13 protein-coding genes and 1 pseudogene are annotated in these 15,466 nt (G+C 43.3%); 11 read left to right on the top strand and 3 right to left on the bottom strand.

Going from position 1 to position 15,466, the window contains the following annotated elements:
- The first annotated feature begins 25 nt into the window (after positions 1-25).
- Complete coding sequence (locus ACMUMQ_RS01165) at positions 26-940, top strand: LysR family transcriptional regulator (protein WP_414680223.1); 915 nt, start codon at positions 26-28, stop codon at positions 938-940.
- Positions 941-947: 7 nt separating this feature from the next.
- On the opposite strand, the gene map is transcribed toward ACMUMQ_RS01165, so the two are convergent.
- Together map and ACMUMQ_RS01155 are read right to left on the bottom strand one after the other, a co-directional pair.
- Positions 948-1,730 (bottom strand): type I methionyl aminopeptidase, encoded by a 783-nt coding sequence (gene map, locus ACMUMQ_RS01160; protein WP_414680222.1) that lies wholly within the window; start codon positions 1,728-1,730, stop codon positions 948-950.
- A gap of 1 nt (position 1,731) precedes the next feature.
- The gene (locus ACMUMQ_RS01155) at positions 1,732-1,938 is read right to left on the bottom strand and encodes a ParD-like family protein (RefSeq protein ID WP_414680221.1); all 207 of its coding nucleotides are present in this window, start codon (positions 1,936-1,938) and stop codon (positions 1,732-1,734) included.
- 204 nt (positions 1,939-2,142) lie between these two features.
- Here ACMUMQ_RS01155 and ACMUMQ_RS01150 point away from each other — a divergent pair, with 204 nt between their 5' ends.
- The 9 genes and pseudogenes from ACMUMQ_RS01150 to ACMUMQ_RS01110 all read left to right on the top strand — a co-directional run.
- Complete coding sequence (locus tag ACMUMQ_RS01150; protein WP_414680220.1) at positions 2,143-3,714, top strand: type I restriction-modification system subunit M; 1,572 nt, start codon at positions 2,143-2,145, stop codon at positions 3,712-3,714.
- Between the two features lie 2 nt (positions 3,715-3,716).
- Positions 3,717-4,733: a PDDEXK nuclease domain-containing protein gene (locus ACMUMQ_RS01145; protein ID WP_414680219.1), complete on the top strand. Its 1,017-nt coding sequence runs from the start codon at positions 3,717-3,719 to the stop codon at positions 4,731-4,733.
- A complete protein-coding gene (locus tag ACMUMQ_RS01140) occupies positions 4,723-4,854 on the top strand; it encodes a hypothetical protein (RefSeq protein ID WP_414680218.1) in 132 nt (43 codons plus the stop codon). Before ACMUMQ_RS01145 ends, ACMUMQ_RS01140 begins: the two co-directional genes overlap by 11 nt.
- Entirely contained in the window at positions 4,844-6,097 is a 1,254-nt protein-coding gene (locus tag ACMUMQ_RS01135; protein WP_414680217.1) for a restriction endonuclease subunit S, read from the top strand. The genes ACMUMQ_RS01140 and ACMUMQ_RS01135 overlap by 11 nt, the downstream gene beginning before the upstream one ends.
- A 55-nt stretch (positions 6,098-6,152) precedes the next feature.
- Positions 6,153-7,514: an AAA family ATPase gene (locus tag ACMUMQ_RS01130; protein WP_414680216.1), complete on the top strand. Its 1,362-nt coding sequence runs from the start codon at positions 6,153-6,155 to the stop codon at positions 7,512-7,514.
- Positions 7,514-8,146, top strand: coding sequence for a retron system putative HNH endonuclease (locus ACMUMQ_RS01125; protein ID WP_414680215.1), 633 nt, complete (start codon positions 7,514-7,516; stop codon positions 8,144-8,146). The genes ACMUMQ_RS01130 and ACMUMQ_RS01125 overlap by 1 nt, the downstream gene beginning before the upstream one ends.
- A gap of 15 nt (positions 8,147-8,161) precedes the next feature.
- The gene (locus ACMUMQ_RS01120; protein ID WP_414680214.1) at positions 8,162-11,479 is read left to right on the top strand and encodes a type I restriction endonuclease subunit R; all 3,318 of its coding nucleotides are present in this window, start codon (positions 8,162-8,164) and stop codon (positions 11,477-11,479) included.
- Positions 11,479-12,255 (top strand): M48 family metallopeptidase, encoded by a 777-nt coding sequence (locus ACMUMQ_RS01115; protein ID WP_414680213.1) that lies wholly within the window; start codon positions 11,479-11,481, stop codon positions 12,253-12,255. Before ACMUMQ_RS01120 ends, ACMUMQ_RS01115 begins: the two co-directional genes overlap by 1 nt.
- A 27-nt stretch (positions 12,256-12,282) precedes the next feature.
- A pseudogene (locus ACMUMQ_RS01110) lies at positions 12,283-12,915 on the top strand (Abi family protein); the annotation flags it as partial.
- A gap of 241 nt (positions 12,916-13,156) precedes the next feature.
- Here the strand turns inward: ACMUMQ_RS01110 and ACMUMQ_RS01105 are convergent.
- Positions 13,157-13,981 (bottom strand): 5'-nucleotidase, lipoprotein e(P4) family, encoded by an 825-nt coding sequence (locus ACMUMQ_RS01105; RefSeq protein WP_414680212.1) that lies wholly within the window; start codon positions 13,979-13,981, stop codon positions 13,157-13,159.
- A 316-nt stretch (positions 13,982-14,297) separates the two neighbouring features.
- Here ACMUMQ_RS01105 and ACMUMQ_RS01100 point away from each other — a divergent pair, with 316 nt between their 5' ends.
- Positions 14,298-15,455: a DUF6152 family protein gene (locus tag ACMUMQ_RS01100; protein ID WP_414680211.1), complete on the top strand. Its 1,158-nt coding sequence runs from the start codon at positions 14,298-14,300 to the stop codon at positions 15,453-15,455.
- Positions 15,456-15,466 lie beyond the last annotated feature (11 nt).

Here is a 15,466-nt window from a genome sequence, read left to right as displayed (position 1 = left end):
CCAAATAGAAAAAGACTTATGACTCATGGACACAAATAAACTCATTGCCTTGTTGCCTGATATGGCGGCGTTTGTGGCGGTTGTTGAAACAGGCAGCTTCACTAAGGCCGCTGAAAAACTGGGCATTACGCCTTCTGGTGTTAGTCGCCAAGTGTCTCGTATGGAAACTCAGCTTGCAGCGATATTGGTAGAGCGCACCACTCGACGACAAACTATCACGGCGGTTGGCATGGCGGTTTACGAGCAATGTCGAAATATGTTGGACAGCGCAAAAGAGGCGGTAATTGCGTCTGAAAGCAACACGACAGAAGCCAAAGGGCGCTTACGCATTGCTGTGCCAGATGCATTTGCCAAGCAAGTATTAGAACCTTTGTTATTAGAGTTTATGGCGCTGTATCCAGCCATTTCATTGCATGTTCAGGTGACGGATTTACGCCTTGATCCAGCGTATCAGAATGTCGATTTGGTCTTTCATATTGCCGAACAGCCTCATGAACATCTGGTCTGTAAACGCTTAGGAAAAGTTCGTTCTATTTTATGTGCCAGCGCCGAGTATTTAGCCGAACGCGGTACACCCAAATCGCCTGACGATTTAGTGTCACACGACTGTTTACCACTTGGTTTTTTCGATGGCGATAATGTTTGGAGCTTTACCCAAGGAGACAAAAAAACGCAGATCACAGTCGATGGGCGCTACATCATCAACGATGCGGATATGCGCTTAAAAGGCGTGAAACAAGGATTTGGTATCGCACTGTTTCCAGATTTCGTTGTGCAGGGTGCACTGGAAACAGGCGAAGTGATTGAAGTGTTAAAAGACTGGCAACTGAAAAGTGATTTCCAAGGCGGCGTTTACATGCAGTTTCCCGCCATGCGATTTATGCCCAATAAACTGCGCGTGTTTATTGATTTTATGATGGCGCGTTGGCATGCTCATTAAGCCTTCATCAGGCGTGTTCAGTAGCTTGCTCTTCTTGTCTTAGAGTCAGCACTTCGTAGCCCGTTTGTGTGACCAGAATCGTGTGTTCCCATTGTGCTGATAACTTTTTATCCGCGGTAACCACAGTCCAACCGTCTTTTTTGGTTTTAGTTTTAGCCTTTCCTTGGTTGATCATCGGCTCAATGGTGAAAGTCATGCCTTCTTTTAAAACGAGGCCCGTTCCCGCTTTACCATAATGAAGGACTTGCGGTTCTTCGTGCATTTCTCGGCCAACGCCATGACCACAATATTCTCTGACAATGGAATAGCCTTTACCTTCGGCCAAGCTCTGAATAGCTGCACCAATGTCGCCTAACGTTGCGCCAGGTTTTACCTTTTTTATGCCGGCCCACATGGCGTCGTAGGTGGTTTTTACCAAACGTTTGGCCATAGGGCTGGCGTTACTCATTACATAGGTTTTACTGGAATCCGCAATGAAGCCACCTTTTTCTAGAGTGATGTCGATATTAACGATGTCTTTTGCCTTGAGAACCTGAGTCGCCTTTGGTATGCCATGACACACCACATCATTGATCGAAGAATTCAGCACAAATTCATAACCGTATTGACCTAAACTCGCAGGTCGAGCATTGAGTGTGTTGCGAATAAAGTCTTCTACCTTGTCATTGATGTCTAAGGTGGAAACACCTTCTTTTACGAAGTCATCGAGCATATGAAAAACTTGCGCTAAAAGCTTTCCCGATGTTCGCATTAATTCAATTTCTTCTGCGTTTTTGATTTGCACCTGCATACTACTTCACCGACTTGAGAGGTGTTTCGTCGTTTGCATTGGCAAGTTCTTGAACAATGATTTCAGCAAAAGTGAGCGTTGGATTGAGTTCAGCCAAGCGACCCATCTTCATCCAGAACTCAGCTTGAGCGTTGATAGAGCGAGACATGACTTGGCAGCTTTTGCGCACGTCATCGTGAAGATCGTCGGAGATTTTGATAATACCCATGATATATGATCCGTATATGTTTTATATATAAATTGTATGTGGATCATATATTGGGTGTTTTGTTGTTTCAAGTGGAATCTCATCCCTTTTCTCTGAAAGTATTAAATGGCCAAGAGAAAGTGATATATTAGCCTCTTTGTGCCTTGCTCATGGTGTGGCCGCTTATTTTCTCTACGCAATACAACGTTTTACAGGACATAGATAATGACAGAGAGCCAAACCAATCAGGACGATGCTGTTTTAATGCCAAACAAAACCATTGCTCAAGACCAAGTGAATAAAGCGGTTTGGGCTGCTTGTGACACCTTCCGCGGCACCGTAGACCCTTCTATTTACAAAGACTTCATCCTGACCATGTTGTTCTTGAAATACATTTCTGACGTGCATCAAGACAAGGTCGATGAGCTCACACTTAAATACGGTGACGAGCCAGAACTGATCGCCGCCATGATGGAAAGCCAGTCATTTAACATTCCCACAGGCGCTACTTTTTGGGATTTGTACGAACACCGCTTCGAGGCAGGCAACGGCACGCGCATTGATACCGCTCTGCACGCCATTGAAGAAGCCAACGGCACCAAGCTCAAAAATGTGTTCCAAGACATCAGCTTTAATACCGATAAACTGGGTGATGAAAAGCAGAAAAACGACATTCTGCGTCACTTATTAGAAGACTTTGGCAAAGACGCACTCAACCTGCGCCCAAGTCACGTGGGTTCATTGGATGTGATTGGCAACGCTTACGAATACCTGATTAAACACTTTGCCGCCAGCAGTGGTAAATCCGCTGGCGAATTTTATACTCCGCCAGAAGTTTCAGACCTACTTTCGATTATTTTAGAGCCTCAACAAGGCGACAGCATTTGTGACCCAGCCTGTGGTTCTGGCTCCCTATTGATGAAGTGTGGCAAGCAAGTGCAAAAAGCGTTTGCAGGCTCTAAACAGTATGCGCTCTATGGCCAAGAAGCGATTGGCTCCACTTGGTCACTGGCGAAAATGAACATGTTTCTACACGGTGAAGACAACCACCGCATTGAGTGGGGCGATACCATTCGTAACCCTAAGCTTTTAGATTCAGGGCAACAAGACAAAGAAGGCGGCTTACTGCGCTTTGATGTGGTTACGGCTAATCCGCCGTTTTCGTTAGATAAATGGGGCTTTGAAGATGCAAGTAACGATCACTTTGGTCGCTTTCGTCGTGGCCTGCCACCGAAAACCAAAGGCGACTACGCGTTTATCTTACACATGATTGAAACGCTCAAACCAGAAACTGGCCGAATGGGTGTGGTCGTACCTCACGGTGTGCTATTCCGCGCTTCCAGTGAAGGTAAAATCCGCAAGCAACTGATTGAGGAAAACCTGCTCGATACCGTGATTGGCCTGCCTGAAAAACTCTTCTTTGGTACTGGCATCCCAGCCGCTATTTTACTCTTTAAAAAACATAAGTCAGACAAAAAGGTCCTGTTTATTGACGCTTCTCGTGAGTTCAAATCGGGTAAAAACCAAAACCAACTCACGACAGAAAACATTCAGAAAATTGTCGATACCTACAAAGCGCGGGAAACTACAGACAAATACTCCTACCTAGCCACGGTTGAAGAGATTGCCGAGAATGACTACAACCTGAATATTCCTCGTTATGTGGATACCTTTGAGGAAGAAGAAGAGATAGATTTAGTCGCGGTACGAACTGAGCGTTCAGCTCTGCAAACTGAACTCACTGACCTAGAAACAGAAATGGCGGCTTATCTTAAGGAATTAGGCTATGAGGAGTAGGGATGAATAACCCGAGCGACCAGCATTATCAGCATCTGCTCACCACCATATCGAGCACCTTCTCTGACGGCCAAGAGAAAACGGTTGCTGCGATTAATGTCAATCTAGTGATGACTTACTGGAAAATAGGCCAGCATATTGTCGAGTTTGAGCAACAAGGCGAAGCGACGGCAGGCTATGGTAAACAACTTTTAAGTCAGCTAAGTAAAGATCTGAAGCTCCAACATGGTAAAGGCTTCAGCTTATCCAACCTTAAAAGATTCCGTCAGTTTTATCTTGCTAATCGAATTGGTGCGACACTGTCGCACCAATTAAGTTGGTCACATCACGTCGAGTTGCTCAAGATTAGTGATGAGACTGAACGCCGCTTTTACACCAACCAAACCATAGACGCCAACTGGAGTGTGCGAGAGCTCAAGCGCCAAAAAGAGAGTGGTTTATTTTTACGCCTTGCGGCCTCTAAGGATAAACAACAGGTGCTAGAGCTTGCCAAGCAAAACTCATTAGTTACCAAGCCCGAAGATGTACAACGGGACAGCTATGTATTTGAATTTCTGGGTTTACCTGAGCGCCGCCATTACAGCGAAAAAGAGCTCGAAGATGCCTTATGTGAACACCTAGAACATTTTTTGCTGGAGCTAGGCAAAGGCTTTACTTTTGTAGGGCGCCAATATCGCATCACGCTAAACAACACCCATTACAAAGTCGATCTGGTTTTTTACCATCGCATTTTACGCTGCTTTGTGCTGGTTGATTTAAAAATCAACGATGTGAAGCACCAAGATATTGGACAGATGAATATGTATATGGGGTACTTTGCCGCTGAGGAGAATATTGAAGGCGATAACCCACCGATTGGCATCATTATGAGCCGAGACAAAGATGAGTTGCTGGTGGAGTACGCAACGTATGGTATGGACAAGAACTTGTTTGTACAAAAGTACCAACTCTACCTCCCTGATACGGAAGAATTACGTCGAGAAGTGACAGCGACACTGGCGGAGCAGCATGAGAAATAATAGGAATAAATGGCAAAGCGACATGGGCGTGGCATGGAAAAGTGAACTCACTGACCTAGAAACGGAAATGGCGGGGTATCTTAAAGAATTAGGCTATGAGGAGTTGGGTTATGGTGCCTGATGGTTGGAAGAATCAATCACCAACAAGTTTATTTAAGCTATTCAGTGGTTTTGCGTTTAAAAGTACAGATGCTCAAGAATCAGGAACAAAATGGCTTAAAATTGCAAATGTAGGGATCGGTGAAATCAAATGGGATGCTGATAGTTTTCTTCCAGAACACTTCTTACTAGAACATAAGAAGTTTGCTTTAAGTAAAGGTGATATTGTTGTTGCACTTACGCGACCAACACTAGGCAATAAATTAAAAGTTGCACGTTTAACCAAAGAAAGTGATACCTCTTTACTAAATCAACGAGTGGCAAAAATTGTATGCAAAGACGATGGGGATTCGGAATTTGTTTTTCAATTACTTCGCAGCGACGAGTTCGCTTACCGAATTAATGTAGGTTTGCTTGGGACAGACCCACCTAATCTAAGCGTAAAGGTTCTTGAAGACTTTACTGTCGGGTGCCCCCCTCTCCCAGAACAACGCAAAATCGCCAAAATCCTCTCAACATGGGATAAGGCGATTGCCACCACAGAAAAGCTGATTGAAGCCAGTAAGCAGCAGAAAAAAGCCCTAATGCAGCAGCTGTTGACGGGTAAGAAGCGTTTGATCAATCCTGAAACGGGTAAGGCGTTTGAAGGGGAGTGGGAAGAGGTTAAGTTGGGTGATGTCTGTTCAAAAGTTACTGATGGTGCTCATCATAGTCCACAAAGTGTTGAAGTTGGTTATCCCATGTTTTCAGTGAAAGATATGAGATCAACCGGATTCTTTGAAAATACAGCTAGACATATCAGTGATGGTGATTTTAAAGCCTTAGTAAAACAAAATTGTAAGCCAGAAATTAATGATATTTTGATAGCGAAAGATGGCTCTATTTTAAAGTATTGTTTTGTTGTGAAAGAAGAGGTTCAAGGTGTGATTTTATCCTCCATAGCTTTATTAAGACCGAAGTTGAACAAAATTTTTCCACAATTTATTGCTCAATATTTTTCACAAGATTCAGTGAAATTCTTTGTAGGCAAGGCATTGACTTCTGGTTCTGGCGTCCCTCGAATTATTCTAAAAGATTTTAAAGGGATTCACATTCGAATTCCTAGCGTACCTGAACAACAAAAAATCGCCTCAGTCCTCACCGCGGCCGATCAAGAAATCGAAATGCTTGAAGCGAAACTTGCGCACTTTAAACAAGAGAAAAAAGCTCTGATGCAGCAGTTGTTGACGGGGAAGCGCCGTGTCACAGTTGATATAGATATTTGAAATTTAATCCCATAGAACACAAGATAAAGAAACTAAACAAGCTAAGGCTAAATATATGAAGTTAGATACTTTAACGTTAGAAAACTATAGAGGCTTTAAACACTTCACTGGAAAATTGGAGCCTGATGTAAACATTTTAGTGGGGTTAAATGGCACAGGAAAAACAAGTTTACTAGAAGCAATATCTATTGCTTATGGTCAGTTCATGAGTGGTTTTGCGACCAGTACGGACAGAGGCATACATGTCAGTGAAACTCATCTGGCTAGAGTAGACATTGGTGATGGAGAGTTCAGTATGGAGTACCAAATGCCATGTCGTATTGCTGCAAGTACCAAAGAACAACACAACAAATTGTATCCTATGCATTGGGAACGCTTTCGTAATAGTGTAAAAAAGAACACAAAAACAACGATTGTACGAGAACAAAAAAATAGCGCTCAGTTGTTACAAAAACTTGTTCAAGATGGAGCTAACCCTAGTCTACCTATTATTGCTTATTACGGAACGGATAGACTTTTTAATCAGAATGTTGGCCCAACAAAAAAAATGCCAAAGCTGTCTGATGCGAGTCGCTTAGAAGGCTATACCGACTGGCTCAAACCACGAACAAGTTATGGTCACTTTGTAAACTGGCTTTACCATGAAACGATGTCAAGTTTTGAGCGAGAACTGGAAATCAGAGAGCAACACCGCTCAGGAAGTTTAGTGAAAAGTAATCACTTTCAGGCTCGACTTGATGAACTTCAACAAGCATTAAACGAGGTATTGCGTCCCTCGGGTTGGTCGAACGTGCGTTATTCTTCAAAAGCCGGACAAATTGTTGCGACCCATAAAGAACAAGGCGATGTGCCAATCAACTTATTGAGTGACGGTGTACGTAATATTCTTGGCTTAGTTGCTGATATTGCCTATCGAGCGATTAGATTAAACCCTCATATAAACAAAGGTGTACTGAAATCGATAGAAGGTATAGTTTTAGTTGATGAAGTAGATATGCACCTACACCCTCAGTGGCAACAACACATCGTCAAGAGCCTTCAGTCAGCATTTCCTCAAATACAATTTATTCTGACAACACATAGCCCACAAGTATTAGGCAATGTATCAGCAAAAAATATCAAACTTATCAATCAAGTAGGTGAGGGTTGTTTTAATCTAAAAAAACCAGCGCAGTCCTATGGCTTGAGCAGTAATGATATTTTAGATGAGGTAATGAACACAGGCGAAATTAGTGAACAGCTTTCGAGAACCCCAGATGTTTTTAAAAAACTAGAAGCAATAAGCGCACTAATTTCCGATGAAAAATATTTGGAAGCTGAAAAGCAAATCTTGCAACTAGAAGAGGAAATAGACGGCGAAATTCCAGAGTTAGTTAAAGCTAAATTATCTATTGAGTTGGCTGGGTGGGATGACTAATGCATGAAATAACTAAGAACTCCCAACCTAACAGTTTAACTACCTATAAAAACGACCCTCAGGCAAGTTATGACAATTTACCTCAAGATGTTAAAGCAGATTTAAAAGCTTCATTACTGAGCGAGCAAGGCCATGTTTGTGCATACTGTATGAGTAGGATTAAAGCTCAAAACATGCGAATAGAGCACTGGGCTTGCCAAGATGACAACAGAACTTTAGAACTTGATTACAACAATTTACTAGCATGTTGTTGTGGCAACGAGGGAAAACCAAAGCACACTTACACCTGTGATAAAAAGAAAGAAAATAAAGTACTCACTTACTCTCCAGCGAACACAGCACATTCAATAAACAATCGAATTATCTACAGACATGGTTCAGGTAAGGTAACTTCGAATGATTTCAGTTTTGATAAAGAGTTAAATGACATTCTAAACCTTAATGAAACTAGATTGGTTAAGAATCGCCAACACGCTTTAAAAGCGATACAAGAAGAACTCGAGAAGAAGAAAGGCACTCGTAGCAAACAAGATATTCGAAAACTGTACAACGCTGTGCTTGCTGTTAACAGTAGGGGTCAAAGAAAATCTTTCTTCGGCTTTTTAGCTGATTACCTAGCAAAAAAAATATAACCATAGAGTGACGCTATGACTGACGCCTTACCGAACTTTAGAGAAGAGCAAAGTGCCAAAATACCCGCACTGACTTTGCTGACCAACCTTGGTTATGAGTTTGTCCCACCAAGTGAGTGCTTGGCGAGACGAGGCAACCGAACTCTGGTTATTCTGCCTGATGTTCTGCGTGATGTACTGAAACACAAAACCTATTCCTTCATGGGGAAAGAACGTAAGCTGTCCGCGGCGGCGATCGACAAAATAGTCCACGAACTGGCCAACCCTGCCATGAACGAAGGCTTAAAAGCGGCGAATGAAAAACTCTACAATGCTTTCACCTATGGTATTGGCGTCACTGAGTTTGTGGAGGGCAAAAAAGCCACGCCAACCATTGCGCTAATTGACTGGCAAGAACCAAGCCATAACCGATTCCACTTCACCGAAGAGATGGCGGTTGAAAACAGCCAAGGAACGGGCAAACGCATTCCCGATATTGTGTGTTTTGTGAATGGCTTGCCTTGGGTGGTGATTGAAGCCAAACGCCCTAACTCTTCTCATGAAGGTAAACCAACCCTTCTTGAGGGCATCTCGCAAAACATTCGCAACCAAAAAACGGATGAGATTCCACATTTGTTTGCTTATAGTCAACTGCTGTTGTCGATCAATGGCCATGAGGGCTTGTACGGCACCTGCGGCACATCGAGTAAATTTTGGGCCAAATGGAAAGAAGAAAAGATTACTGAGGCGACGTTTGCGCGCCTTAAAAACACGCCACTTACCCCAGAGCAATTGGACAAACTCTTTGCTCATCGTCCCACCAAGGTGCGGGATGAATATCTGTCTCTGATTGGCGGCGGTGATTTAGTGGTCACGGGCCAAGACCGTTTATTGGTGTCTTTGTTGCGCCCTGACCGTCTGTTGGAGATGACTCAGCTTTTCACCTTGTTTGACAAAAAAGCAGGCAAAATTGTTGCGCGTTATCAGCAAGTGTTTGGGATTAAAGCGCTGATTGAACGGGTTACTTCGTTTGATGACACCTTACCCGGAAAAAGAAAGGGCGCGCGTAATGGTGGAGTGATTTGGCACACCACGGGTTCGGGCAAGTCTTTTACCATGGTGTTTTTATCGAAAGCGCTGATTTGGATTAAAGAGCTAGCTAAGTGTCGCGTTGTGGTGGTGACGGACCGAATCGATTTGGAAGGCCAGCTTGCTCGTACTTTTGCTTCTGGCGGTGCGCTGTCGGATAAAGACCAAAAGTCGGCCATGGCGACCACTGGCCGCCGTCTTGCGGAACAAATAGGCAAGGGTAACGAGCGCATTATTTTTACCATTATTAATAAGTTTGGTAGCGCGATTGAGTTGCCTGAATGTTATAACGACAGCCCAGATATGATTGTGCTGGTGGACGAAGGCCACCGCAGCCAAAATGGTTCTAACAATATCTTTATGCAGCAAGCATTGCCTAAAGCCGCTTATATTGGTTTTACTGGTACACCGCTGCTACAAGACGATAAAACAGAACATAAGTTCGGTAAGATTATTCATTCCTACACTATGCAGCAGGCGGTGGACGATAAAACCGTTACGCCTTTGCTGTATGAAGAACGTGTTCCTGACCTCAGTACCAATGATAAAGTGATTGATGCTTGGTTTGACCGCATTACGGATAAACTCACGGAAAAACAGCGAACGGACCTAAAGAAGAAATTCGCTCAAAAAGGTCAAATTTATCAAACCGAAGGTCGCATTGAGCTGATCGCCCATGATATTTCTGACCATTTCCAAAACTTTAAACACCAAGGCCTAAAAGGGCAGCTTGCGTGCGATTCAAAAACGTCTGCGATTCAATACAAGAAGCTGCTTGACCAAATTGGTAAAGTGACTTCGGTCGTGGCTATGTCGCCACCCGATACGCGAGAAGGACACGACACGGTTGAAGGGGAAAGTAAGGATGCAGTACAGAATTGGTGGAAAAAAAACGTACTGGATTCGGATTTCGGCCAAGATGAGAAATCCTATACCAAGCACATCATTGAAGAGTTTGGTAAGGAAGATGGCCCTGATTTGATGATTGTGGTCGATAAACTTCTGACTGGCTTTGATGAACCGAAAAATACGGTGCTTTATATCGATAAACCGCTTAAACAGCATAACTTGATTCAAGCCATTGCGCGGGTTAACCGCCTGCATCCGGATAAATCATTTGGCTACCTGGTTGATTATCGTGGCATTTTAAAAGAGTTGGATGCGACGATTTCTGATTATCAAGACTTGGCAAAGCGCACCCAAAGTGGCTTTGATATTGATGATCTTAAAGGCTTGTATAACAGTATGGAGACTGAGTATAAGAAGTTGCCAGGGCTATACAATGAACTTTGGAATACTTTTTCCGATGTGCAGAATAAGCAAGATCCCCAAGCGTTGCGTCAAGTTCTGGCTAAGAAAATTGATACCATTGATGGGCGGATCACGGATACGAACCTGAAAAAACGGGAAGACTTTTATACCGCCTTAACAGCTTTTTCTAATTGTTTGAAAGTAGCGTTGCAATCGGCGAGCTATTTTGAAGATAAAAACTTTGATCTTGTTGATTCAAATTCGGGGTTAAGTAAGCGTGAGCTGTACAAGAAAACCCTTAAGTCGATGGCTGAGTTACGACAACAAGTCCGTGCCGATGCAGAAGAAACGGTGAATTATGATGAGTACGCTGAAAGTATTCGCACTATGTTAGACAAGCACATCGGCGGTGTTGAGATTCAAGAATCCAAAGGCGCGTATCTGGTTGGCAATTTGGGCAAAGATATTAAACCGGAAGAGATGACAGATGATGAGGCGCGTAACAAGAAAGATGCCATTACAGGGCGCATTACTAAGGTGATTGAACAAGAACTGGCGGATGATCCTTATGCCCATGAGTACTTTTCTAATTTGCTGAAACAGGCGATTGAAGAGGCGAAAGGTATGTTTGATGCGCCAGTAAAGCAATATTTACTGTTCGCTGATATGGAAGAGCAAATAACCGAGCGCAAAGTTGAAGGCATACCAAATGATCGATTTGTTGAGCTTGATCCGAAAATTAGGTGGCATGCTCAAGCCTATTTTGGTTTGTTTTTACAATACGCCGCTGAGGCAAATCTCAATGACGACGAACGGTTTGAGTACGCTTTGCTGATTGACCAAGTGGTGACCGAGTCTGTTGCTGAGTATTCTATTAATCCATCGGAAATAGAGAACCAGATCACCCGTAAGCTGTTGCCTGTATTGTTTAAACGTATTGGTATGGATGCGGCCAAATTGGTTATCAATGGGGTCATCAAGATTACGCGCTCTGGCGTTGCGGGTCGCCACTAGTGACTTCTGTTTCTCCTGTTGAGCACAATAAAGAAGAATACAGTTTCGTTTATGGGGATGAAGCTGTCTCTTACGAGGTGGTTCGTAAGCCTCACTTAGAAGGCAAGAAACGCAAGATAACGATCAAGGTTCACCCTAGTTGTGAAGTGGTTGTCACGTCACCTGAAGATGCCACGTGTGAAAATATTCACCAAGCGGTGATGAAGCGCGCAAAGTGGGTTTATGATGCATTGAAAGGTTTTCGTGAGCATTTGGAATATGTTCAGGCAAAGCACTATGTTAGCGGTGAAATGCAGTTTTACCTTGGCCGTCGTTATGTGCTGAAAGTGGTTGAGGACGAAGATTCTTTTGCCTCAGTGAAAATGACGCGAGGAAAGTTGTTGGTTACGCTTTCTCAGTCTAATGCTGAAAAATCGGCTAGGGTTAAGCAACAAGTACGCAGTTGGTATAAAGCGCGTGCTGAATGTATTTTTCAAGAGCGTCTGTCTGCTTTATTGCCGCAAGTTGATTGGGTAAAGAGCCTGCCAAATTTTCGTGTTTTATCGATGACGAAACAATGGGGAAGCTGCTCTGCCAGTGGTAATTTGATGCTTAATCCTCATTTAGTAAAAGCCCCTAAAGAATGCATTGATTACGTGATTTTGCATGAGCTTTGCCACATTGCTGAACATAATCATAGTGAAAAGTTCTGGCGTTTGTTGACCAGCGTGATGCCAAATTGGAAAGAGGTGAAAGCCCGTTTAGACAGTATGGCTGAGTTGTACCTGAACGAATAGCAAGGCCAGCGTAGTGCTTTTGCGTATCTTGATCAGCAGCAGTTTTACCCAAAATTTTCCAATCGAAAGTTCAGTGGTGTTGCTGCATTTACAGCGTGGCAAAATAAATACCTAGGATTACTCAGCCGCTCAAAAAAGAAAGAGGGTTTTGTAAAACATTACCTCAGTACCCATGGCGAAAATTTACCCATTTGGGTGGCCATAGAAGTATGGGATTTTGGTGCACTGTCTCAGTTGTTTGCGATGATGAAGGTGCCAGATCAAGAGAAAATTGCTGCTAAGTATGGAGTAAAGGATTTTAAGGTTTTTGCCAGCTGGCTTCGCTCATTGAACCATTTACGTAATATAGCGGCACATCACAGCCGTTTATGGAATCGTAATATCGTCGATCAACCAAAGTTACCAACATCAGGGGAAATAAGATGGTGTGATGATTTTATCGGTAAGCCAGACTTAATTGCTAAGCCTTTTCTTCTGTTTGCTATATTGCGTCATACTGTACGAGAAATTTACCCAAATACTCAGTGGCATCATCGATTAGCCTTGCTTTTAGATGATTTTCCAATAATACAGTCAGACAATAAGCGAACCATTGCTGATATTGGTGTTGTTGAGGGTTGGAGTGTTTGGTTGTCTGATGTGGAGGAAAGCAAGCAATAAAAAACCCCCGCGTAATCTCAAAGAGACAAGAGGCAGGGGCCGTGTTGAGATCAATACTAAAGTTGGTACCAGTAATGAGTCAAGCATTAACATAGATACTTAGGCTATTTTTTGATGAATATTAGACTAGAAAATCGAGGGCAAACGAAACGAAAGCTCTTAAAAAAAACAAAACCCCGAGCGATGAAAGCATCTGCTCGGGGTTTTCTTGTTTGATATGGGTGATATCAATCAGCGTGTATTATTCTGCTGGTTCCCAAGTATTCAAGACGTCTTTACGCATTTGAGATTTCTCAGCTGGCGATGCGCCCCAGTTGCCTTTGTACACTTTGCCTTCCCAGTCGCCGTAAGATGGGTTTGGTAGTACGATGAATTTTGTACCAAACAAGTCTTTGTTTTTCTCAACGGCTGCGTGGCTTTCTTCGATTGTTTCTACACGGAAGTCGCTTGAGAAGTCGTTTAGGTTATCACCTACGAAAAGTGCGATATCATAGTTTTCCGCAATGATTTCACGACGAGGTTCTTTGTTGCTGGTGGAGGTTCTTAGCATCAAATGTGCGTCGTCAACATTCGGAAAACCTAGTTCAATAAGGTTTTTACGAGTGCCTTCTAAACCAACGATTTTACGGTTCGTTACGTAAAATACTTCACCGCCATTGTCCGCTACGTAGTTTAGGAAGTCTTTCGCGCCTGGCATAGCTTTCGCTTCGCTGGCTTCCATCCATTTCGCCCATGTTGAGCTTGAGTAGCCGAAATCTTTGCCGATTAGCCAAGTTTGGTAAGCGCTGTTGTCGATAACGGCTTCATCCGCGTCAACCACAACGGCAATTTTTTTGCTGCCAGTATAAGCATCAGAGAAAGCGTCGAATTGCATTTTTGCAAGGTTAAAGGCTTGGTATGACAAGGCTTTAAACTCGCCAGACGATTGCATCCATGTAGCGGCTAAAACGGACTGTTCATTTAAATCTTTGTAGGTGTATTCGTCGTGGGCTTGTGCCGATAAAGAAAAGCTACCCGCCAGAAAAACAGCAGATAAAGCCAAAGTACGTAAGCTAGAGTGAAGCATTGTAGAACTCCTATTACATTAAGGTTTGGGTTGTTGAACTTTAAAAAAACATCCGTAATCAGCTGGTTAGCCAATGATAAATGCATAACGCGCTTGGGAATATATCAGGTTTTATTGCAATAGGTTAGAGAGAAATATTGTAGGCTTTGAATTGCCAGTGAGTCAGATAATGAGGTTTGACGCTCTGTTATTTCCATTCATCCATATTCTGCACACATTTATTTTACCTAGCTTTACCCGCTGTTTTCTTGTTGCTTGCTTTTCCTCTCCTATAAAATTCTGGCCACGTTAACCTTCGGTGTTTAAAGGGATAGATATGAATCAGTTTGTTTATAAAAGTGCGCTTTTTTTGTTTGCTGGCGCCAGTGTTTTTGCGAGTAATGTTTATGCTCATCATGGTGTAAATGGTCAATTTGATGAATCCGTTACCATCAAAGTAGAAGGTGTTGTGACCAAGAGTCGTTTAGTGAATCCCCATGCTTATATTTATTTTAATGTTTTGGACGCGCAGGGTGAGTCTAATGAGTGGCGTTGTGAATTAGGAACCGGTAGCACATTAAAACGTGCTGGTTGGACATCGGGGACTTTTGCTAAAGGTACGCATATTAAGGTTGTCGGCTCTCCAGCTCGCAGCGAAGACAACGCTTGTTATGTGCATACGATTACTTTTGACGATGGTGTGACCATTAAACGTAATTCGATTTTCGATAAAGCAGGACAACTTGTGAAGCAACCAAGACAAACTGTTTTGGCTGATGGTACGCCGAATATCGATGGTACTTGGGTGGCTGAGCGACCTAAACGGGGCCCGATGCCGCCTCGTCGTGCAGAAGGTGATTCAGAAGGTAAGCGTCCAATGCCGCCAGAAGGCGCACCGAAATTGGCGGATGGCGAACAGCGTCCACCACGTGGCGATCGTCCTCCAATGGGTGAAGGCCGTGTGCAGTTTAATCTGACAGAAGCTGGCAAAGTTGCAGTGGCTGGTTATGATTTTGCAGATACGCCTCGTTTACATTGTGCTGCGACGAACATTATTGACGATTGGACCTTTGATCAGTTGGTCAACAAGATAGAGCAAACGGAAGAGGATATTGTGCTTTCTTATGGCTTCATGGACATCACTCGAACCATTCATCTTGATCTGGATAAACACCCAGAAAACCTAGAGTTGACTCGTGAAGGTCATTCAATTGGTCATTGGGAAGGCAAGGTATTAGTTGTCGATACGGTTGGCTTTAAACCAGGTTATATTCATGCGCCGCCAGTAAAACAAGGTGCCGCGATGCACAGCGACCAATTACACATGGTTGAGCGTTTTTATCTGAGTGACGATGGCTTGACGCTTTACCGCGAATACACAGGAGAAGACCCTTTGTATATAGAAGGAAGTTTCTCTGGCAAGGACGAAGTGAAGTTGACAGAAGGGCATTATGAACCTTACGACTGTGCTGATTTAACCACTGAAGTTCGCTAAGTAAGGTCGAC

This window comes from Marinomonas algae, from assembly GCF_047525555.1.
Lineage (GTDB): Bacteria > Pseudomonadota > Gammaproteobacteria > Pseudomonadales > Marinomonadaceae > Marinomonas.
Note: the sequence above shows the minus strand (reverse complement) of the source record. Positions and strands in the feature narration are given on the sequence as shown.

Bases quoted from the DNA above. Each gene is read 5' to 3' on its own strand.
- ACMUMQ_RS01165 (WP_414680223.1), top strand. From the start codon at position 26: ATGGACACAAATAAACTCATTGCCTTGTTGCCTGATATGGCGGCGTTT.
- ACMUMQ_RS01145 (WP_414680219.1), top strand. From the start codon at position 3,717: ATGAATAACCCGAGCGACCAGCATTATCAGCATCTGCTCACCACCATA.
- map (WP_414680222.1), bottom strand. From the start codon at position 1,730: ATGCAGGTGCAAATCAAAAACGCAGAAGAAATTGAATTAATGCGAACA.
- ACMUMQ_RS01130 (WP_414680216.1), top strand. From the start codon at position 6,153: ATGAAGTTAGATACTTTAACGTTAGAAAACTATAGAGGCTTTAAACAC.
- ACMUMQ_RS01125 (WP_414680215.1), top strand. From the start codon at position 7,514: ATGCATGAAATAACTAAGAACTCCCAACCTAACAGTTTAACTACCTAT.
- ACMUMQ_RS01140 (WP_414680218.1), top strand. From the start codon at position 4,723: ATGAGAAATAATAGGAATAAATGGCAAAGCGACATGGGCGTGGCATGG.
- ACMUMQ_RS01155 (WP_414680221.1), bottom strand. From the start codon at position 1,938: ATGGGTATTATCAAAATCTCCGACGATCTTCACGATGACGTGCGCAAA.
- ACMUMQ_RS01135 (WP_414680217.1), top strand. From the start codon at position 4,844: ATGGTGCCTGATGGTTGGAAGAATCAATCACCAACAAGTTTATTTAAG.
- ACMUMQ_RS01105 (WP_414680212.1), bottom strand. From the start codon at position 13,981: ATGCTTCACTCTAGCTTACGTACTTTGGCTTTATCTGCTGTTTTTCTG.
- ACMUMQ_RS01120 (WP_414680214.1), top strand. From the start codon at position 8,162: ATGACTGACGCCTTACCGAACTTTAGAGAAGAGCAAAGTGCCAAAATA.
- ACMUMQ_RS01150 (WP_414680220.1), top strand. From the start codon at position 2,143: ATGACAGAGAGCCAAACCAATCAGGACGATGCTGTTTTAATGCCAAAC.
- ACMUMQ_RS01100 (WP_414680211.1), top strand. From the start codon at position 14,298: ATGAATCAGTTTGTTTATAAAAGTGCGCTTTTTTTGTTTGCTGGCGCC.